General features: G+C 62.9%; 22 protein-coding genes. 14 read left to right on the top strand and 8 right to left on the bottom strand.

The genetic code is table 11. The annotated features are described in order from the left end of the window. The first annotated feature begins 46 nt into the window (after positions 1 to 46). On the top strand, positions 47 to 484 hold the full coding sequence (locus P9230_RS00570) for a DUF1489 family protein (RefSeq protein WP_127247950.1): 438 nt from the start codon (positions 47 to 49) through the stop codon (positions 482 to 484). A 123-nt stretch (positions 485 to 607) separates the two neighbouring features. Continuing rightward, positions 608 to 1306 (top strand): molecular chaperone DnaJ, encoded by a 699-nt coding sequence (locus P9230_RS00565; protein ID WP_278116962.1) that lies wholly within the window; start codon positions 608 to 610, stop codon positions 1304 to 1306. Positions 1307 to 1347: 41 nt separating this feature from the next. Here the strand turns inward: P9230_RS00565 and P9230_RS00560 are convergent, their stop codons facing one another. Further along, on the bottom strand, positions 1348 to 2802 hold the full coding sequence (locus P9230_RS00560) for a D-alanyl-D-alanine carboxypeptidase (protein ID WP_067319855.1): 1455 nt from the start codon (positions 2800 to 2802) through the stop codon (positions 1348 to 1350). A gap of 289 nt (positions 2803 to 3091) precedes the next feature. Between P9230_RS00560 and P9230_RS00555 the strand changes: the two genes are divergently transcribed. Beyond that, positions 3092 to 3421, top strand: a complete 330-nt coding sequence (locus tag P9230_RS00555; protein ID WP_067320145.1) for a phasin family protein — start codon at positions 3092 to 3094, stop codon at positions 3419 to 3421. Positions 3422 to 3431: 10 nt separating this feature from the next. Here P9230_RS00555 and P9230_RS00550 read toward each other — a convergent pair whose 3' ends face one another. Beyond that, complete coding sequence (locus P9230_RS00550; RefSeq protein ID WP_156751000.1) at positions 3432 to 3608, bottom strand: hypothetical protein; 177 nt, start codon at positions 3606 to 3608, stop codon at positions 3432 to 3434. Between the two features lie 89 nt (positions 3609 to 3697). Here P9230_RS00550 and clpS point away from each other — a divergent pair, with 89 nt between their 5' ends. Further along, positions 3698 to 4024: an ATP-dependent Clp protease adapter ClpS gene (gene clpS, locus P9230_RS00545; RefSeq protein WP_041000825.1), complete on the top strand. Its 327-nt coding sequence runs from the start codon at positions 3698 to 3700 to the stop codon at positions 4022 to 4024. A 6-nt stretch (positions 4025 to 4030) separates the two neighbouring features. Continuing rightward, a complete protein-coding gene (clpA, locus tag P9230_RS00540; protein WP_066992605.1) occupies positions 4031 to 6496 on the top strand; it encodes an ATP-dependent Clp protease ATP-binding subunit ClpA in 2466 nt (821 codons plus the stop codon). A 238-nt stretch (positions 6497 to 6734) separates the two neighbouring features. Here the strand turns inward: clpA and P9230_RS00535 are convergent, their stop codons facing one another. Beyond that, positions 6735 to 7667 (bottom strand): phosphatase PAP2 family protein, encoded by a 933-nt coding sequence (locus P9230_RS00535; RefSeq protein WP_278116959.1) that lies wholly within the window; start codon positions 7665 to 7667, stop codon positions 6735 to 6737. Positions 7668 to 8040: 373 nt separating this feature from the next. Further along, on the bottom strand, positions 8041 to 8469 hold the full coding sequence (locus P9230_RS00530) for an HIT family protein (RefSeq protein WP_278116957.1): 429 nt from the start codon (positions 8467 to 8469) through the stop codon (positions 8041 to 8043). A gap of 114 nt (positions 8470 to 8583) precedes the next feature. Between P9230_RS00530 and P9230_RS00525 the strand changes: the two genes are divergently transcribed. Then, positions 8584 to 8748 (top strand): cytochrome oxidase subunit III, encoded by a 165-nt coding sequence (locus P9230_RS00525; RefSeq protein ID WP_095780537.1) that lies wholly within the window; start codon positions 8584 to 8586, stop codon positions 8746 to 8748. A gap of 21 nt (positions 8749 to 8769) precedes the next feature. On the opposite strand, the gene P9230_RS00520 is transcribed toward P9230_RS00525, so the two are convergent. The 3 genes from P9230_RS00520 to P9230_RS00510 form a co-directional block, all read right to left on the bottom strand. Continuing rightward, entirely contained in the window at positions 8770 to 9984 is a 1215-nt protein-coding gene (locus tag P9230_RS00520) for a GNAT family N-acetyltransferase (RefSeq protein ID WP_127216024.1), read from the bottom strand. A gap of 144 nt (positions 9985 to 10128) precedes the next feature. Further along, the gene (locus P9230_RS00515) at positions 10129 to 10857 is read right to left on the bottom strand and encodes a glycerophosphodiester phosphodiesterase (RefSeq protein ID WP_067319862.1); all 729 of its coding nucleotides are present in this window, start codon (positions 10855 to 10857) and stop codon (positions 10129 to 10131) included. A gap of 12 nt (positions 10858 to 10869) precedes the next feature. Beyond that, complete coding sequence (locus P9230_RS00510; protein WP_066992618.1) at positions 10870 to 11334, bottom strand: RidA family protein; 465 nt, start codon at positions 11332 to 11334, stop codon at positions 10870 to 10872. A 138-nt stretch (positions 11335 to 11472) separates the two neighbouring features. On the opposite strand from P9230_RS00510, the gene P9230_RS00505 reads away from it, so the two are divergent. The 5 genes from P9230_RS00505 (at position 11473) to tsf (ending at position 16116) form a co-directional block, all read left to right on the top strand. Beyond that, positions 11473 to 12303 (top strand): cell envelope integrity EipB family protein, encoded by an 831-nt coding sequence (locus P9230_RS00505; RefSeq protein WP_095800769.1) that lies wholly within the window; start codon positions 11473 to 11475, stop codon positions 12301 to 12303. 95 nt (positions 12304 to 12398) lie between these two features. After that, positions 12399 to 13694 (top strand): hypothetical protein, encoded by a 1296-nt coding sequence (locus P9230_RS00500; protein ID WP_095800768.1) that lies wholly within the window; start codon positions 12399 to 12401, stop codon positions 13692 to 13694. A 64-nt stretch (positions 13695 to 13758) separates the two neighbouring features. After that, the gene (locus P9230_RS00495) at positions 13759 to 14037 is read left to right on the top strand and encodes a DUF4031 domain-containing protein (RefSeq protein WP_067319872.1); all 279 of its coding nucleotides are present in this window, start codon (positions 13759 to 13761) and stop codon (positions 14035 to 14037) included. Positions 14038 to 14296: 259 nt separating this feature from the next. After that, entirely contained in the window at positions 14297 to 15076 is a 780-nt protein-coding gene (rpsB, locus tag P9230_RS00490) for a 30S ribosomal protein S2 (protein WP_059188654.1), read from the top strand. Positions 15077 to 15195: 119 nt separating this feature from the next. After that, the gene (gene tsf, locus P9230_RS00485; RefSeq protein ID WP_127216993.1) at positions 15196 to 16116 is read left to right on the top strand and encodes a translation elongation factor Ts; all 921 of its coding nucleotides are present in this window, start codon (positions 15196 to 15198) and stop codon (positions 16114 to 16116) included. Positions 16117 to 16143: 27 nt separating this feature from the next. On the opposite strand, the gene P9230_RS00480 is transcribed toward tsf, so the two are convergent. Further along, entirely contained in the window at positions 16144 to 17070 is a 927-nt protein-coding gene (locus P9230_RS00480) for a LysR family transcriptional regulator (protein ID WP_095800765.1), read from the bottom strand. A gap of 115 nt (positions 17071 to 17185) precedes the next feature. On the opposite strand from P9230_RS00480, the gene P9230_RS00475 reads away from it, so the two are divergent. The 3 genes from P9230_RS00475 to pyrH all read left to right on the top strand — a co-directional run bounded on the left by P9230_RS00475 (position 17186) and on the right by pyrH (position 19725). Next, complete coding sequence (locus tag P9230_RS00475; protein ID WP_127325873.1) at positions 17186 to 17713, top strand: nuclear transport factor 2 family protein; 528 nt, start codon at positions 17186 to 17188, stop codon at positions 17711 to 17713. Positions 17714 to 17742: 29 nt separating this feature from the next. Then, positions 17743 to 18852: an aldo/keto reductase gene (locus tag P9230_RS00470; RefSeq protein ID WP_278116950.1), complete on the top strand. Its 1110-nt coding sequence runs from the start codon at positions 17743 to 17745 to the stop codon at positions 18850 to 18852. A 150-nt stretch (positions 18853 to 19002) separates the two neighbouring features. Then, positions 19003 to 19725 carry a UMP kinase gene (gene pyrH, locus P9230_RS00465; protein WP_067319888.1) on the top strand — a complete coding sequence of 241 codons (723 nt, stop codon included), beginning with the start codon at positions 19003 to 19005 and terminating at the stop codon, positions 19723 to 19725. Positions 19726 to 19788: the final 63 nt, after the last annotated feature.

Below are 19788 nucleotides of genomic sequence, written 5' to 3'. Positions count from 1 at the left end.
CCCGCTTGGCGTTGAATGGCTCCGGCGCTGTCGCTAGATTGCGGGCATGTCTCTCAATCTCGTCAAACTCTGCGTCGGCTGCGACAGCGTCGAGGACCTGGAAGAGTGGATCGCCTTCCGTCTCGACGAGCGGTGCCGCGCCGGCGAGCCGGCCGAGCACTGGCACACCACGCGCATGGTGCCGACGCGCGGTGGGGAGATCACCGATGGCGGCTCGCTCTACTGGGTGATCAAGGGCAACGTCCAATGCCGGCAGCTGATCACGGAGATCCGGCCTTTCGTCGACGGCGAAGGCATCGGCCGCTGCCATCTCGTGCTTGATCCCGAAGTGGTGCGCACCGACTGGCAGCCGCGCCGCGCCTTCCAGGGCTGGCGTTATCTTAAGCCCTCCGATGCGCCGGCCGATCTCGGCAAGGGCAGGGCCGCATTGGCCGAGATGCCGCCGAAACTGCGCCTGGAGCTTGCGGATCTCGGCCTGCTGTAAGACTGCAGGTCCTCATCTTCCGCTTGCTGGCCCTTCGACCGGCCCGGTGTGGGGCTTGCAAGCACCGCCCCTGCGCCACATCTTGATTTCGATGCACAATCATTTGGATGGCGGTGCAAACTGATGGGCGTGATCATCGCATTGGCAGCCGTGCTCCTGGTGCTTTTCGGCGCCGCGACAATCTTTGTGCGTGCCGACGCAGCGAGGATGGCGGACAGTCTCAGAACGCTTGGGCCCGCGCTGTTGGGCCTGATCGGCGCGACGATGCTCGTGGTCGGCCGCAGCAGCTTTGGCGGCCTGCTGATGATTGCGGCTGCAGGCTGGTATGCCTGGATGCGGGCGAGGCGACCGCCACCGAAACTTGTCGCGGCCAAACGCTCAACCGTGCGCACCGCGGCTCTCGAAATGGAGCTCGACCACGACAGCGGCAAGCTCGAAGGCCTTGTTCTCGCCGGCCATTATGAGGGGAGAATGCTGAGCGCCATGGGGATCGCCGAGCTGCAGCAACTCCATGTCGAGCTGCGGCCGGACCCGGAGAGCCGCCAGCTGCTAGAGACGTATCTTGACGGCCGTTTTCCCGTCTGGCGCAAGGACGCGCAGCCGGACAGTGGCGAAGGGCTGGGTGTTGCGCCAGGTGCGGGCGCCATGACTAAGGAGGAGGCCTACAAGATCCTTGGTCTTGAAGCGGGGGCTGCCGCGGCGGATATCCGCAAGGCGCACCGCCGCCTGATGCAGCGCCTGAACGCCGATGTCGGCGGCACGTCTGTCCTGGCGGCGCGGATCAATGAAGCCAAGTACGTCTTGCTCTCCAATCACGACTAGTCTCCTTCGACGCGGAACTTCCCGGGAGGTTCAAAAGCCGCCTATTGCTGGACGGCGTAGCACTCGATCTTCTTTCGCTTCAGGGCGTCGCAAGCTTTCCAGGCTGCGTCCTTCGAGCCGAAACCGCCGAAGCGGGCGCGGTAGTAGGTGACGCCGCCCTTGTCGAACGCGACCGTGAAGCCCGATGCGTCGGCCAGCACCTTCGGCGCCTGCTTGGTCGTCTTGTCGAGAAGCGCCTGAGCCCCCGATTGCGTCGGCGAGGACGCGACCTGCACCACCCATCCCGACGGCAGCGAGGCCGTCTTGACCGGATCGATGGCCGGGGCGGCGGCTGCGGCCGGCTCGGCGTAAGCGGCAACCGCCTGCGACGTGGCTTCGGGCTGTGATGCGGTTTCGGTCTCTGAGGTGGTTTCTTGGGGCGCGGGTGCCGGAGCCATGGCGGCCACCGCAACCGTCTTCACCTTCCTGACCTGGATCACCGGCTTGGTTTCCTCAGCGACCGGCGCGCTGTCATCGGCTGACGCGACTTCGGTGTCGTCGACAGCCGGTTTTTCGTCCGGAGTCGGCGCGTCATGCTTGGGCAGGAGGACCTTGGCCAGAGCCTTGATCGGATTGCCGCCGCCCGCCTTGGCGATCAGGTTGCCGCCGCCGCGGGTCGAGGCGCGCGGCAGATAGGTGTTGATCAGTGAAGCCATCTGGTTGTCGCGGCTGCGGCCGGAAGCGCCGCCCATCACCACTGCGACGAGGCGGCGATCGCCATCGGCGACTGAGGAGACCAGGTTGTAGCCGGAGGCGCGCGTGTAGCCGGTTTTGATGCCGTCGACACCCTTGATGCGGCCGAGCAGGCGATTATGGCCGTTGATGCGCTGGCGGCCATAGAGGAACGAGCGCTGCGAGAAATAGCCGTAATATTGCGGGAAGTGCTCGCGGAGCGCGATGCCGAGCATCGCCATGTCGTGCGCCGTGGTGAACTGGCCCGGGTCGGGCAGGCCATTGGCGTTGCGGAAGACAGTGCCGTTCATGCCAAGCTGGCGTGCCTTGGCCGTCATCATGCGGGCAAAATTGTCTTCGCTGCCGCCGAGCAACTCGCCCAGCGCGGTCGCCGAGTCGTTCGCCGACTTCGTCACCATCGACAGGATCGCGGTCTCGACCGGCACCGACCCGCCGGCGCGCACGCCGAGCTTGGTCGGCGGCTCGGACGCGGCATGGGCCGAGAACGGCACCGGCGTGTTCTTGCCGATCCTGCCCTTCGCCAATGCCTCGAAGGTGAGGTAGAGCGTCATCATCTTGGTGAGCGAAGCCGGATAGCGCCGGCCGTTGGCGTCGGCCGAATAAAGCACCCTTCCGGTCTTGGCGTCGACGACAATCGCGGCAGACTTTGCCGCCATCGCGGAGGCGACATCGGCGGCGACAATCGTCACCGCGAGCGCGGCAATCATGATCGCCTTGAAGGAGAATGAAGATTTGGAGACGAAGCCCGACAACGCCTGACGCACCGTTACTTACCCTGAATTTTCGTTGCCCCGGAGGCGGCAGAGGGGTGCCTGCCTCACTTCCGGCCAAGCTATCGCGGTCAGCGTTACCAATCCGTTTATGGTAACCGCCGCGTTCACCATTTTCTGGCGATTTGAGCCTCTGTTTATTCGAACTTTAGCGGTCGCCTGTCGCGCGGAGCCCTTGCGGCCCAAGGCAATCTTGACTTTTGTGCAGCGCACAATATATTCCGGTGCATTGCACAAGGGCGCCCGGGACTAAATGGGCGTTTCAACCAAGGGAAGGCATGAAATGACCCAGACCTATGAGGACTTCGCGAAATACGGCAAGGAGTTTGCCGACACCGGGCTGAAGAGCTTTGCCTCGCTCACCAAGGGTGCGCAGGCGATCGCGACCGAAGCCGGCGAATACACCAAGAAGAGCTTCGAGGCCGGCAGCGCCGCCTTCGAGAAGCTGTTCTCGGCCAAGTCGATCGAGAAGGCCATCGAGATCCAGACCGACTACGCCAAGCAGAGCTACGAGAGCTTCGTGGCCGAGGCCAGCAAGATCGGCAATCTCTATGCCGAGCTCGCCAAGGAAACCTACAAGCCGTTCGAATCGGTCGTCGCCAAGGCGAAGTAATTTCGTCTGATCACATCGGGCAGGCTAGCCGGCCCGCAAAAACAACCCGGTCGCGGAAGCGCGGCCGGGTTTTTTCATGCGCCGCCGCAACCACCCGCGCCTTGCCGCATTCACGATTGAGAAATTCGCTGAAGTTTGCGTACCTAGCCATATTGTCAGCTAAACAGAAGGGCTTAAAATCGGCCATCGAAGACCTACATGTTGAACTCGCATGAGGATTCGAAAAGGCAGGACTACGTGACGATCGGTTTGACTGCCACGGCAGGCGTGGTGCGAATGCAAGGTGACGGCGACCGCAACGATCCCGGTCGCGGCACGGCGGTCATCACGCGCACCAAAACCAAGACAAAAAAGCCCAGCCTCTACAGGGTCCTCATCCTTAACGACGACTACACTCCCATGGAGTTCGTGGTCCACGTCCTGGAGCGTTTTTTCCAGAAGGACCGCGAGGCCGCCACACGCATCATGCTGCATGTTCATAATCATGGAGTGGGCGAGTGCGGGGTCTACACATTCGAGGTGGCCGAGACCAAAGTGTCTCAGGTCATGGATTTCGCCCGACAGAATCAGCATCCGCTGCAATGCGTGATGGAGAAGAAGTGAGGTAACATGCCGGCTTTCTCCCAAGGCCTGGAAAAGGCGCTACATCAGGCGCTGACATTCGCCAACGAGCGGCATCATGAATATGCAACGCTCGAACACCTGCTGCTGGCGCTCATCGACGACACCGAGGCGGCCGCGGTGATGCGCGCCTGCAATGTCGATCTCGACGAGCTCAAGCACACCGTTCTGACCTATATCGACACCGAGCTTGACAATCTCGTCACCGGTTACGACGAGGATTCGAAACCGACCGCCGGGTTCCAGCGCGTGATCCAGCGCGCCGTCATCCATGTGCAGTCGTCCGGCCGCGAGGAGGTGTCCGGGGCCAATGTGCTCGTCGCAATCTTTGCCGAGCGCGAAAGCCATGCGGCCTACTTCCTGCAGGAACAGCAGATGACCCGCTACGACGCGGTCAACTACATCTCGCACGGCATCGCCAAGCGCCCCGGCGCTTCGGAGTCGCGCACGCCGCGCGGCGCCGACGATGAGCAGGGCGGCCAGAACGGCGCCGAGCCGCAGGAGGACGGCGGCAAGAAGAAGCCGCAGGACGCGCTGACGGCCTACTGCATCAACCTCAACAACAAGGCCAAGGCCGGCAAGATCGATCCGCTGATCGGTCGCGAAAGCGAGATCAATCGCACCATCCAGGTGCTGTGCCGGCGCTCCAAGAACAATCCGCTCTATGTCGGCGACCCCGGCGTCGGCAAGACGGCGATCGCCGAGGGCCTTGCCAAGCGCATCGTCGAAGGCGACGTGCCCGAGGTGCTGCAGGACGCCACCATCTTCGCGCTCGACATGGGCACGCTGTTGGCCGGCACGCGCTATCGCGGCGACTTCGAGGAGCGGCTGAAGCAGGTCGTCAAGGAGCTCGAGGACTATCCGGGCGCGGTGCTGTTCATCGACGAGATCCACACCGTGATCGGGGCAGGGGCCACGTCCGGCGGCGCCATGGATGCCTCGAACCTGTTGAAGCCGGCGCTGTCGTCCGGCGCGATCCGCTGCATCGGCTCGACAACGTACAAGGAGTTCCGCCAGTTCTTCGAGAAGGACCGCGCGCTGGTGCGGCGCTTCCAGAAGATCGACGTCAACGAGCCGACCATCGAGGACGCCATCGAGATCATGAAGGGCCTGAAGCCCTATTTCGAGGAGTTCCACAAGGTCCGCTACACGAGCGAAGCGATCAAGGCTTCGGTGGAGTTGTCGGCCCGCTACATCAGCGACCGCAAGCTGCCGGACAAGGCGATCGACGTGATCGACGAGACCGGCGCCTCGCAGATGCTGGTGCCTGAGGCCAAGCGCAAGAAGACGATCGGCATCAAGGAAATCGAGGCGACGATCGCCACCATGGCGCGCATCCCGCCGAAGACGGTTTCGGCGGACGACGAGAAGGTGCTGCAGGGTCTCGATGTCGAGCTGAAGCGCGTCGTCTACGGTCAGGATACCGCAATCACAGCGCTGACGTCGGCGATCAAGCTGGCGCGGGCGGGCCTGCGCGAGCCGGAGAAGCCGATCGGCTCCTACCTGTTCTCGGGGCCGACCGGCGTCGGCAAGACGGAAGTGGCCAAGCAACTCGCGGCCTCGCTCGGCGTCGAGCTGATCCGCTTCGACATGTCGGAATATATGGAACGCCACACCGTCTCGCGGCTGATCGGCGCACCTCCCGGCTATGTCGGCTTCGACCAGGGTGGACTGTTGACCGACGGTGTCGACCAGCATCCCCATTGCGTGCTGTTGCTCGACGAGGTGGAGAAGGCGCATCCGGATCTGTTCAACATCCTGTTGCAGGTGATGGACCATGGCAAGCTGACCGACCACAACGGCAAGCAGATCGACTTCCGCAACGTCATCCTGATCATGACGACCAATGCGGGCGCATCGGACGCTCAGCGCGCGGCGATCGGCTTCGGCTCGACCAAGCGCGAGGGCGACGACGTCGAGGCTATCAACCGGCTGTTCACGCCCGAATTCCGCAACCGTCTCGACGCGATCATTCCGTTCGGCTCGCTGCCGATCCCGGTGATCCATCAGGTGGTGCAGAAATTCGTCATGCAGCTCGAGGCCCAACTTTCCGAGCGGGGCGTCACCTTCGACCTGTCGCCGGACGCGATCGCCTGGCTGGCCGACAAGGGCTATGACGAGCGCATGGGCGCGCGTCCGCTCGGCCGCGTCATTCAGGAGCACATCAAGAAGCCGCTGGCCGACGAGGTGCTGTTCGGCAAGCTGAAGAAGGGTGGCACGGTGCGCGTCACCGTCGAGAAGAAGGAAACCGGCGAGACCGGCCTGAAGCTCGAATCGTTGGCCGATGAAGCTCCGGTGAAGCCGAAGAAGGAAGAGCCGGAGGACGCGCCGAAGCCGAGGAAGGCGGCGGCGAAGAAGCCTGCCGCCAAGAAGGCCGTGGCGCAGAAGCCGGAGCCGAAGGGCAAGGACGGCGGCAAGCGAAGCCTGGTGCCGCAGCTGCCCCGCAAGGGCTGATCGACCTGAAGCGCGTCCCGCTGAAACGGATTCAGGCGGCGCGCGCTAGGTGCTTGTTACCAAAACGGCCGCCCGCCTTTGGGCGACATGCATTGAAGTCAAAAAGCCCCGGCAACGGGGCTTTTTGACTTGGGAGGAACCGGCACGTGACGGCTGGCCAGATCACCCATACGGAATGGCGCGCGGCCCTCCGGAAGTCGAGCATTGCCGCCCCGTGAAATGTTTGCTGGCTGCAGAGTCAAGCAACGCCGTCCGGCGCGAAGCGTGTCAGGAAATATCCGCACGCCTTCCAGATCATGATGGACAAGAGGGCACCCGCGTAGCCGTCGATGGCATAGTGCCAGCCAAGCGCGACTGAGCCGACCATTATCACAGCAGCGAATGCCCACATCAGGACACCGGCCGGCCGGGAGCGCTGCGTTGCATACAAGGAGAAAAGCACCGCCATCGCCACGTGCATGGACGGGAAAGCGGATATGCCGATGCTGCCGACGGTCGCGCCGGTATAGCCGCTCCATAGCATGTCCTGCGTGCTAAGCGCCCAGATCGGATAAACGCGATCGGCGGCGGCGAGTGCCTGCATGAGGGGACGGAAGTCACCGCCGAGTCCCAGTCGCTCGTAAAAGCACGGCCCTGCCGACGACAGCCCCATCGCCAGGAAGAAGCCGCCAAGCGTCCATATCAGCATGAAGCTCATCAGGAACTGATGACGCAGCTTCGTATCTGTGCGCGTGATGCAGGCGGTGAAAACCGTGGCGATGAGCACGATGAACCAGAAATTGTAGGCGAGATTGAGCATCATCAATGCAAAGGGCGACTGGACGACAAACCACAGCCATTCGTCCGGGGCTCTACCGAAATGCAGGATCCGATCGGCGTGGGCCAGCGCCTTGTCCCATGCAAAAGGGGAGAGGATTGCGATGGCTCCTTTCAGAACGCCGACGGCGGATACGAAGGCGATGCTGGCGGTCAGGCCGTTGAGGCTGTTGGCCGTGCGTTCGGCGTCGCCGAAAAAGCTGCCCAGCGATTTCAGGAAGGTGCCGAGCGGTTCGGGATCCCGTTTGACCAGCGCAAGGTGGAGAAAGACCCCAAGTGCAAAGACGCAACCGCAGATCCAGAAAGCGATCAAAAGGTACTCAATGTATTCTTTCAATATGCCGAAATCCGGCATGTTTCCGGTGCGCATGCCGATCGCTATTGCCAGAAGCAGAGCGCCGACGGCCAAGGCGTGAAGCAATCTGTGTCGTCGAAAGGCGTGTGCCAGGGCGATCAGAAAAGCCCGTCCGCCAGCCATCCTGGCAAGGGGGGTCGACGCCGCAACCGAATTGTCCATGGTTTGAAACCCAATAGCTCGCCACGCCCCAGCGTTCTACAGCGAGATGGTTCGATATTTCCTAACCAAACGATTCGAGTGCAAACGGTCGCATCCGGGCGCCGCACGCGGCCGGCCGGGGAAAACGCGCCGGGGTTGTCGCGGCAAACCGAAATAGGATCGTCAGTGCGAGGCTGTCAGCCGGCCTTCAACGGCGACGGGACCGCGCGCTTTAGTTTCCCAGTGCCGCGCGGATCTTGCCGGCGTTCTCGGCCAGCACTTCCGGCTTTTCCATCTGCCCGGAATGGGGCTTCAGCGGCACGCCGTCGAAGCGCGGAATGACGTGGACATGGAGATGGTAGACGGTCTGCCCGGAGGCCGGCTCGTTGAATTGCATCAAGGTGACGCCGTCGGCATTGAAGGCCTTTTTCACGGCAACCGCCACCTTCTGCACCACGGCAAACAGCGGACCGAATGTTGCCGGATCGGCGTCGAGGATATTGCGCGACGGCGCCTTCGGCACCACCAGCGTGTGGCCGACTCCTTGCGGCATCACATCCATGAAGGCTACGACCGCATCGTCCTCATAGATGCGGTGCGAGGGGATTTCGCCGCACAGGATTTTCGCAAAGATGTTGCCGGGATCGTAGGCTTCGGCCATGGCGGGCACTCCGGATTAGGTGTCGTCGTCCGGTGTAGCGAAGCCGCTTCCGAGCGGCAAGACGATTGAGCCGATCTGTCGGCAGCGCGGTCGGCCATCGCTGATGGAGCGACTGTGAAGTGGATCGTCGCCGGATGGCTGTTGTTCATTGTGTCGGCGCTGTTCTTCATCGCCGCCGCGTGGCGCGCAGGCGATCTGCTGGCGCTTGGCGGCGGCATTTTCTTCCTGGTTGCCTGCTTTTCGTTCCTCGTTCCGATCGCGGCCCGAAAGCCGCAATGACTGTGGATGGCAAGGCCCGAGCTATTCCTTGAGATCCTTGCGGAACGGGGTGTGCTCTTCGAGATACTCCCCCATCCGCTCCACCTCGCGCCTCTCGCGGCGAAGGTAGTCGGCGACCGCGTTGCGCAGGCCAGGATGGGCGATGTAGTGCGCCGAATGCATGGTCACCGGCTGGTAGCCGCGCGCCAACTTGTGCTCGCCTTGCGCGCCGGCCTCCACCACCTTCAACTTGCGCTCGATCGCGAAGTCGATCGCCTGATGGTAGCAGACCTCGAAATGCAGGAAGGGGTGATCCTCGATGCAGCCCCAGTTGCGGCCGTAAAGCGCGTCGGACCCGATGAAGTTGATGGCGCCCGCAATGTAGCGGCCGTTTCGCTTGGCCATGACCAGGAGAATGTCCTCGGCCATGCGCTCGCCGATCAGCGAGAAGAACTGGCGGTTGAGATAAGGGCGGCCCCATTTCCTGCCGCCGGTATCCATGTAGAAAGCGAAGAAATCGTCCCAGACGCGTTCGGTGATGTCCCTGCCGGTCAGCCAATCGATGCTGATGCCGTCGGCCAGCGCCTCGCGACGCTCCTTTTTCATCGCCTTACGCTTGCGTGAAGCGAGCGTGGCGAGGAAGTCATCATAGCTCGAAAAGCCTTCGTTGAAGAAATGGAACTGCTGGTCGGTCCGGTGCAGGAAACCCGCTGCTTCGAGCGTCGCAATGTCGGGCTCGGCGGCGAAAGTGACATGCGCGGAAGACACGCCGAGCTTGTCGGTCACCAATTTCAGGCCGGCGGCGAGGCCGGCCCTCACCGCGCCTTCGTCCTCGCCCCTGCTTACGAGCAGGCGAGGGCCGGTGACGGGCGTGAACGGCACCGAGCATTGCAGCTTCGGATAATAGCGCCCACCTGCGCGCTCGAACGCGTCCGACCAGCCGTGGTCGAAGACATATTCGCCCTGACTGTGCGATTTGAGATAGCAAGGCACGGCGCCCAGCAGCTTGCCTTGCGCCGTCTCGAGCCTGAGGTGATGACCCTGCCAGCCGGTGCGCCGCACGGCACAGCCAGAATCCTCAAGCGCGCTCAGAAAACCGAATGAAACGAGGGGGTTGTAGCCGTTTGCTTTGTCGCCGCGCGCGGTTGCGGCGAAGCCGTTCCATTCATCGCAGGTGAATGCGCCGATGGTCGCCGCGACGCGGACCGAATAGTCCGCATTCGCTGTCGGTCCATCGTCGTCGTCACCCTGATCCATCCGGCTTATTTAAGCGTCCTCAGGGCAGCTACAAGTCACGTTTCAGGCACTGCCTCACAGCATGATGCCGAAAGTGCGAAGCGGTTTTCGGACGGCATCATGCTCGGATCTGATCCAGGTCGTTCGACCTGAAATCATCCAGCTCTAGGCGACCTTGACCAGGTCCGGCTCAAAGCCCTCGAAGGTCATCTGGTCGGCATATTTGAAGGTGAGGTCGACCGCCGGCTGGTCGTGCACGGTCCAGGTGATGACCGGCATCTTGAGCTTTTCGCGCACGAAGCTGACGAACGGGTTCGGCAGATCGCCGGCGGCGTAAGAGGTGAAGGCGAGGTTGTGCGCCAGCATGGCAAAATGCGCCTCGATCAGCTGGTCGTCCTTGCCGTAGGCGGTGAGCCCGCCGGGAATGCCCGGCGCCTCCTTGGCGAAGTCGCGGATCAGCCAATGGTCAAACGACATGATCGCCACCTTGCCAGTGTAGCGCTTGAGCAGCCTGCCGACGCTCGCGACCAATCCGCTGTCGTGGCCGGGAACACCTTTCAGCTCGACCACCAGCGGCACGCGTCCGTCGATCAGGTCGAGCGCCTCCTGCAACGTCGGCACATGATCTTTCGTGCAGCCCACCTTGAGCGCGGTGAGCTCGGCCGCGGTGCGTTGCCAGACGAAGCCATTCTCGCCTGTCAGGCGTTTCAGGTCGCAGTCGTGGATGATGACGGGAACGCCGTCGGACGAGACATGCACGTCGCATTCGATCGCGTAACCGCGGTCGGCTGCCGCGGCGAAGGCCGACAGCGTGTTCTCCCAGCGTGTCTTGTTCATGTCATGGAAGCCGCGATGCGCGACGGGGCGGGCAATCAACCAGGAAAGGTCGGTCATGTCAGGCTCGTTTCACTCGACTTCGAAGATCGCTTCGATCTCGACCGCGGCATTGAGCGGGAGCGACGCAGTGCCGACGGCGGAGCGAGCGTGCTTGCCACGTTCGCCGAGGACCGCGACGAGGAAGTCGGAGGCGCCGTTGGCGACCAGATGCTGCTCGACGAAGTCCGGCGCCGAGGCGACGAAGACCGTGATCTTGACCAGCCGGCGGATTTTTTCGAGATCGCCAAGTGCTGCCTTGGCCTGCGCCAGGATGTTGATGGCGCAGAATTTTGCGCCCTCCTTGCCGGCGGCGGTATCGATGTCGCGGCCAAGCAGCCCGCTTGCCTGCAGCTTGCCGTCCTTCAGCGGCAGCTGCCCGGCGGTGAAGAGGGTGTTGCCGGTCCGGCAGTAGGGCACGTAGTTGGCGGCCGGCGCTGCGGCGGCCGGAATGGCAACGCCGAGATCGCTTAGCCGCTTTTCGATTGTTTCGCTCATTGGTTTTCCCTATTGCTGGAAGGCGCCGCGTTGGCGGGGCCGAAATTGCTATTTTTGCCTCGCTTCCGCCACGACTTTTTTTAAGCTGGACCATCTTTCCCTGCGGCCTGCCATCGGCCGCGACGATCGGAGCACTGCATGCGCTTGACGCGCCTTTTCCTTTCCACCGCTCTCGTGTCGGCGGCCATCCCGATGGCTCCGGCCCTTGCCGTGCCCGCGCTGCAGGCGCACCGCGCCGTCTATGATCTCACCCTCAACAAGGCGTCCGACCGCTCCGGCATCACGGGCATCTCCGGCCGCATGGTCTATGAGTTCAATGGCTCTCCCTGCGAGGGCTATACGGTGAAGTTCCGTTTCGTCACCCAGATCGTCACCAGCGAGAACACCAGGCTGACCGACCAGCAGACGACGACGTTCGAGGACGCAGAAGGCAAGACCTTCTCCTTCGTGACGAAATCCTTCGTCGACCAGAACCTCGACAAGGAAGTCAAGGGTATGGCGACCAGGGAGCCGAAAGGCCTCAAAGTCAACATCGACAAGCCCGAGAAGAACACGCTCGAGCTCGCCGCCACGCAGTTCCCCACCCAGCACCTCGTGGAGCTGATCGGCAAGGCCGAGAAGGGAGAGAACTTCTATCAGACCAATCTGTTCGACGGCTCCGAGGATGCCAATAAGGTGATGACGACCACCGTCGTCGTCGGCAAAAGAGCCGACGCCGACAAGGCGGACCCGGAAGCGCCGGCGCTCGCCAAGCTTGCCACCGACAAATACTGGCCGGTCGACATCGCCTATTTCGACGACACCGACAAGAGCGGCGAAGAGGTGCCGGAGTACCGGATCAGCTTCAAACTGCATGAGAACGGCATCACGCGCGACCTCGTCATGGATTATGGCGACTTCTCAATGACCGGCAAATTGGTGAACCTGTCGCTGTTCGATCAGGCCAAGCCCTGTCCGGCCTCGAAATAGCGGCGGGTTAACCGCTACGGCGATCCGTCGCCGAGCCTGACTTGAAGACGCCGCAATCCCGTTCCAGCATCCCGTAGGCATTTCGGGGGAAAAGCTTGGGCAGGATCGACGTGTTCGTGGCGCCGCGACCCAATCCGGCGCTGATCAAGGTGATGACGATCGTCAACCGCATCGTCATGTTGCGAGGGGTTCCCGGCTTCCGCGACCTGTTGCCGTTCAATCGGCTCGCCGGCCTGCGCGGCGTCGCCAATATCCGTCACATCGACTTTCCCGTCGCCGACCAGCAGAAGCTGCACGCCTGCTGCGGCGAAGGCCAAGCGACGTTCATCACGCCCAACCATCCGGAATTCTTCACCGACTGGATGATCGACAAGGAGATCGTCTCGCGCGTCAGCCCGCTTGCCGCCTCATGGGCAACACATGGGGTGGTGAACGGGCTCGGTCGGCTGATGCAGAAATTCTGGCTGGCCAACAATCTGATCGCGCAGATTCCCGGCAACAGCGAAGCCGCCAAGGCGCATTCGGTCGATTGGGCGCTGAAAGGCCATGGCGTGCTGCTTCATCCGGAAGGCAGCGTCGGCTGGCACGGCAACCATGTCGCGCCGCTGCTTCCCGGCGCGGTGGAGATGGGGCTGGCGGCGCTGAAGCGCGGGCGCGAAACCAACAAGGATTTCAAGGTCTGGGTGGCTCCTGTTGTCTGGAAGCTCGCCTTCATCGGCAATGTCGAGCGGCCGCTCGCCAGGGAATGCGCCTATGTCGAGAAAAAGCTGAAAATGGAAAGTGTTGCAGCCGGCTCCCTGCCGGAGCGCGTCTACAGCATCTATTCAGGCCTGCTCTCCCTCGACGAGCAGGCCTGCGGCCTGACCGCAGAGGCGGGCGCTTCCTTTGCCAGCCGCCAGCAAAGGGTGCTGGCCGAGCTTGGCCTGCGGCTCGCCGATGCCGTTGCGGCCGAACCCGACCTCGATTTGGCCGAGTTGCTGCGGCGTTCACGCCGCTGGCTGCGCGAGGGCAAGGCTGATGCGGATGAGCAAAAACGCGTGCGAAAACTGGCGGAAACGATCCAGCGCGTCCAGCGCGTCGGCTCCTGGGCCTTCGCCAATCAGACGATAACCCAGGAGGAGATCGCCGAGCATCTGAAGCGCATCCGCAACGACTATTGCAAAGGCGCTTTGCGCGATTCGATCAACCGCTTCATTCCGCAGCCCGCCGGGCCGCGCTGCGCTCACATCCGCGTGCCCGAGCCGTTGGCGCTTCATGCATATGATGGGTCGGTCGAAGAGGCGCTCGCCGTGCTGCGCTCAAGGATGCAGGAAGCGGTGTCGAGGATCGTGACCGAACTTGAAGCCGCCGGCGGCTTCATTTCCTATCCGAATCCCTTCTATCATCGCTGACTTCGCGTCGGCCCGGGGTGATTGTGAGCGGGCCGCCGATGTCGGTTGGAGTGCGGCAAGCTCGATGGCTGTCTATGTCGATGCGGCGATCTGGAAATGGGCCGGCCATCGCTGGTGCCATCTGCTCGCCGACGACACCGACGAGCTCCACCGCTTTGCCGCCGAGCTCGGCCTCAAGCGCTCGTCCTATCAGGGGCCGCCGAAGACTTCGGCGCCGCATTACGATATCACCGGCTTTGAGCGCGACCGCGCCGTGCGGCTTGGCGCGGTCGAATGCAGTCGCGAGGAGATTGTCGCCGTCTTCCGCCGCGTCAGAGTGCCGAACGGCAAGACCCGACGCTGACGGAGTTTTGATGCATGTCGTTGTCCCAGAACCGCCGAACACTTCTGGGCGACATGCATAAGTGCGCGGATCGCCGCAGGTGAGGGCGTTTTCCGGTAGCTCGCTTGCGTTTACGAGACTTCCCCTCTATATGCGCGCTCATTCCACACACGGACTTTGGTGTCTGCCCGGGAGAAATCCGGCTGAAACCTCCGGTGGCATCAGGACATAAGTCCGAAATGCCTGTGTCCGTGGAGGCCAACCGGAAAGGAACTAAGGAATGGCTCTGCCTGATTTCAGCATGCGCCAGCTTCTGGAAGCTGGTGTTCACTTCGGCCACCAGACCCACCGCTGGAACCCGAAGATGGCGCCCTACATCTATGGCGCCCGCAACAACATCCACATCATCGACCTGTCGCAGACGGTGCCGCTGCTGCACCAGGCCCTGAAGCAGGTTTCCGACACCGTCGCCAAGGGCGGCCGTGTGCTGTTCGTCGGCACCAAGCGCCAGGCTTCGGACATCGTCGCCGACGCCGCGCAGCGTTCGGCCCAGTATTATGTCAACTCGCGTTGGCTGGGCGGCATGCTGACCAACTGGAAGACGATCTCGAATTCGATCCAACGCCTGCGCAAGCTCGACGAGACGCTGGCCGGCGAGGCCCAGGGCCTCACCAAGAAGGAGCGCCTCAACCTCGACCGTGAGCGCGAGAAGCTCAACAAGGCGCTGGGCGGCATCAAGGACATGGGTTCGACGCCGGACCTGATGTTCGTCATCGACACCAACAAGGAGGCGATCGCCATCCTCGAGGCCAAGCGCCTCGGCATCCCGGTCGTTGCCATCATCGATTCCAACTGCGACCCGGACAAGATCGACTTCCCGATCCCCGGCAATGACGACGCGGCCCGCGCCATCCAGCTTTATTGCGACCTGATCGCCAAGGCTGCCATCGACGGCATCGCCCGGCAGCAGGGCGCGCTCGGCATGGACATCGGCGCGTCGGCCGAGGCTCCGGTCGAGCCGGCGCTCGACACGCCGGCCACTGAAGCTCCGGAAGCTTGAAAAACGAAGGCCGGCTTCGGCCTTCATCTTTCCAATAAGTTGGCGCGTTAAAGCGCTTTTGCCGGGCGCATCATCGGGATTCGATGGTGCGTCGGCGCATTTGAAACAAAGAGGCGACAATGAGCATTTCGGCTGCACAGGTCAAAGAACTCCGCGACTTGACCGGCGCGGGCATGATGGACTGCAAGGCGGCGTTGAACGAAACCAACGGTGACATGGAAGCGGCCGTCGACTGGCTGCGCAAGAAGGGCATCTCCAAGGCCGACAAGAAGGCCGGCCGCACCGCGGCGGAAGGCCTGATCGGCGTCGATTCCGGTGTTCGCGAAGCCGCGGTCGTCGAGGTGAACTCCGAGACCGACTTCGTCGCGCGCAACTCCGCCTTCCAGGAAATCGTCGCCAACGTCGCCAAGGTGGCGCTCGCCTATGGCACGACCGAAGCAGTTGCCGCGGCCAAGTATCCGGGCTCCGACAAGTCAGTCACCGACACCATCAAGGACGCGGTCGGCACCATCGGCGAGAACATGGGCTTCCGCCGCTCGGCCAAGCTCACTGTCCCGCATGGCGCGGTGGCGACCTATGTCCACAATGCCGTCGCGGATGGCCTCGGCAAGCTCGGCGTGCTGGTCGCGATCGAGACCACCGGCAATGAGCATGCGGCGAACGCCTTCGGCCGCCAGGTCGCCATGCATGTCGCCGCGACCAACCCGGTTGCGCTGACTGCCGAGGAAGTCGACCCGGCCCTGATCGAGCGCGAGAAGGCGATCTTCTCCGACCAGGCCCGCCAGTCCGGCAAGCCGGAAGCGATCATCGAGAAGATGGTCGAGGGCCGGCTGCGTAAGTTCTATGAAGAGGTCGTGCTCCTGAAGCAGGCCTTCGTGCTCAATCCCGACATCACCGTCGAGAAGGCGCTGAAGGATGCCGAGAAGGAGATCGGCGCTCCGGCGAAGATCACCGCCTATCTGCGTTACGCGCTGGGCGAGGGCATCGAGAAGGAAGCGACCGATTTCGCGGCGGAAGTCGCGGCCGCGGTCAAGAAATAGCCCGAAGCAAAAGTAAGGCTACAGAGCTCAGGCAACTCGGCCGGGTGTCCGCATGGATGCCCGGCCGATCTCTTGAGCGGTATCGATAAAGGCTCTGAGCTTCGGCGCCATCGATGCCCTGCGCGGGAAATAGAGGAACAGGCCCGGCTCCTCGATCGCCGTCTTCGGCAGGATCTGAACCAGACGACCCGCGGCGAGATCGGCGCGCACCAGCGGCTCGAATACGTAGGCGAGCCCAACGCCAGCAAGCGCAAGATCGATCGCCGCAAGCGAATCTGTGACGATGGCCGTGCCGCGCGTCTCGACCACGACATCCTTGCCGTTCTCGTTCAGATCCCAACGATAGAGCCCGCCGGAGCGGACAAGCCGGTAGCCGATGCAATTGTGCCTCGCCAGGTCGGCTACGTCGCGCGGCCGGCCGTGCTTTCCGATATAGCCGGGCGAGGCGACAACCACTGCCTTGACGGGAGGCGTAAGCCGCACGGTGATCATATCCTGTGCGATCATCTCGCCCAACCTGATGCCGGCATCGAAACCCTCGCCGACGATATCGACCAGGGCCTGGTCGGCGAAGACCTCGACCGTCACCTCCGGATAGCGTTCGGCCATGGCCGCGATCACCGGCGTGACCGCCAGGGGGATCGCGATATTGGACGCATTGATCCTGAGCAGGCCGGAGGGCCTGCCCTTGACGCCGCGGATGCGGTCGATGCGCTCGGAGATGTCCTGCAGGGCAGGGGCCGCGGTCTCCACCAGCGCCTTGCCGGCTTCGGTCAGCGAAACGCTGCGCGTGGTGCGCGCAAACAGCGGCTGGCCGATGCGCTCTTCCACCAGCCGCACCGCATGACTGACCGCCGACGGACTCATGCCGAGTTCGGCCGCGGCAAGCGCGAAGCCGCCGCGCCGAGCCACGGCGACGATCACCGGCAGATGCGTCAGCAGATCTCGATCCATTCATGAATAATATCGCATAGTCCTTGCGAACAATGCAATCTTATCGATGCCGCCAAGCTGGTCCACATTGGCGCCAACACACGGGCGGTGGGGCCGATGCGCAAGGAGAAAAAACATGAATGCTTTGAGACATGTGACCTTCGCGGCAGGACTGGCACTGGCGCCCGTCGATGCCGGCGGAGCCGAACCAATGGGCTGGCAAACGCTCGTCGACGAGCGCGCCGTCATCCGCATCGCGGATGCCATTGACCGCGCCGTCGATGCGCAGGATTGGAAGCTCGCCCGCAGCTACTTCGCTGACCGGGTTACCGCGGACTTCAGCAGCCTTTCCGGACAGCCCGCGGCCAGGGTCGCCTCCGACGATCTGATCGGCGCCTGGGCTGCCAATCTCAAAGGCAGCAAGACGAGCCTGCACCTGCGGACCAACCACCAGGTCGAAATAGAGGCCGATACGGCGACCGTCCGTTCCAACGGCTATGCCTGGAACAGGATGGAAGGCAACGGCGATCCGCTCTGGGAGGTCTGGGGCACCTATGAGCATCGCCTGAGCCGATCGGGTCAAGGCTGGAAGGTGGACGGCTTCACGTTCCGCATGACGCATGAGCGCGGCAATCCCTGGGTGAAAGCGACCCCTGGCCAATAAGCCCATACCAAACACGATCGGAACACGTCATGAGCATGAACTATTACACGCTCGGCAATAGCGGCCTGCGCGTCAGCCGGCTGGCGCTGGGCACCATGACCTTCGGCACCGAATGGGGCTGGGGTGCTGACAGGGAAACCTCCCGCGCCATGTTCGACGCCTATGTCGAGGCTGGCGGCAATTTCTTCGACACGGCCGACCTCTACACCGGCGGGACGGCAGAGACCTGGCTCGGCGAATTCGTCGCCGAGCGCGGCTTGCGCGACAAGGCGGTGATCGCCACCAAATTCACGATGAACAAGGAACCCGGCAATCCGAATGCCGGCGGCAATGGCCGAAAGAACATCATGCGCGCGGTGGACGCTTCGCTGAAGCGGCTCGGAACCGACTATATCGATCTTTACCTCATGCATGTCTGGGACAGGCTCACGCCGGCCGAGGAGGTGTTGCGCACGCTGGACGATTTGGTGCGTGCCGGCAAAGTACGCCATATCGGTCTTTCTGACGTGCCGGCCTGGTATGCCGGGCGGGCGCAGGCGATCGCCGAACTGCGCGGCTATGACCCGGTCTCGGCCCTGCAGCTCGAATATTCGCTCGTCGAGCGCTCGATCGAACATGAATTCGCGCCTTTCGCCTCGCGTCACGGCGCCGGCATCATGGCGTGGAGCCCGCTGGCCAGCGGCCTGCTAAGCGGCAAATACCGCCCGGCGCAAGCCGGCAATGCCGGCCGGCTCGACGGGTTCCGCAACACCACGCATCCGGGTTTCCAGAAATTCAGCGAACGCAATTGGGCGATCGCTACGGAACTCGAGAAGGTGGCTTCCGAACTCGACCGAAGCATGGCGCAGGTGGCGCTGAACTGGGTTGCGGCGCAGCCGGGTGTGGCCACCGTCATCCTCGGCGCGACGAAACTTGCCCAGTTGCAGGACAATCTGCGGGCGCTCGACTTTTCAATCCCTGCCGAACTTCGCAAGCGGCTCGATTCGGTGAGCCTTGCGCCCGCGCCGTTCCCGCATTCCTTTTTTGGACCCGAGATTCAGGTCAGAGTGGCCGGCGGTGTCGTGACCGGCGACAAGCCGTCCGGCTATTCGCTGCCGGTCCTGATCGAAGGCGAGGCGGTCAGCATCAGCAGCAACTGATCGGAAAAGCCTGGAATTTTGAGCGAGGGCGCGGCGTGACATCGCCGCGCCCTTCGTGTATCGGGTCGAACCATCGTGCCAGCGCCGCCAGGCGAAGCGGGGCGCCTTCGCCTCCAGATTTGCCCGCGCCGAGATTTTTCGAGGAACCAGATGACGGTGAAGCCCCTCTATCGACGTGTCTTGCTGAAAGCTTCGGGCGAAGCCTTGATGGGGGAACAGCATTTCGGCATCGACGTCTCGGTCGTCGACCGTATCGCAGCCGACATTGCCGAGGCGCGGGCGCTTGGCGTCGAAGTCGGAGTCGTGATCGGCGGCGGCAACATCTTCCGCGGCGTGGCCGTCGCCTCCAAGGGCGGCGACCGCGTCACCGGCGATCACATGGGCATGCTCGCCACCGTCATCAACTCGCTGGCGCTGCGCACCTCGCTGAACAAAATCGGCGTCGACGCCGTGGTGCTTTCGGCCATTGCCATGCCGGAACTCTGCGAAAGTTTTTCACAGCGCCAGGCGACCGCCTATATGAATCAAGGCAAGGTGGTGATCTTTGCCGGCGGCACCGGCAATCCGTTCTTCACCACCGATTCGGCCGCAGCGCTGCGCGCCGCCGAGATCGGCGCCGACGCGCTGTTCAAGGGCACGCAGGTCGACGGCGTCTATTCGGCCGACCCGAAGAAGGATCCGGATGCGGTGCGCTTCGACCGCATAAGTCATGCCGAAGTCATCAAACGCGGGCTTACGATCATGGATACGGCCGCGATTGCACTTGCGCGTGAAAACAACATTCCGATAATCGTCTATTCGATCCACGAAAAAGGTGGTTTCGGCGAAATTCTAAGAGGCGGCGGCCGTTGCACGATCGTCGCGGACAATTGACTGGGGCCGAAGACGGCTGAATGATCGCCGGTCCGGTCGAGATTAGAAGACAAGCATTGAACC

It is taken from the genome of Mesorhizobium sp. WSM4887 (assembly GCF_029625865.1).
Lineage (GTDB): Bacteria > Pseudomonadota > Alphaproteobacteria > Rhizobiales > Rhizobiaceae > Mesorhizobium.
Note: the sequence above shows the minus strand (reverse complement) of the source record. Positions and strands in the feature narration are given on the sequence as shown.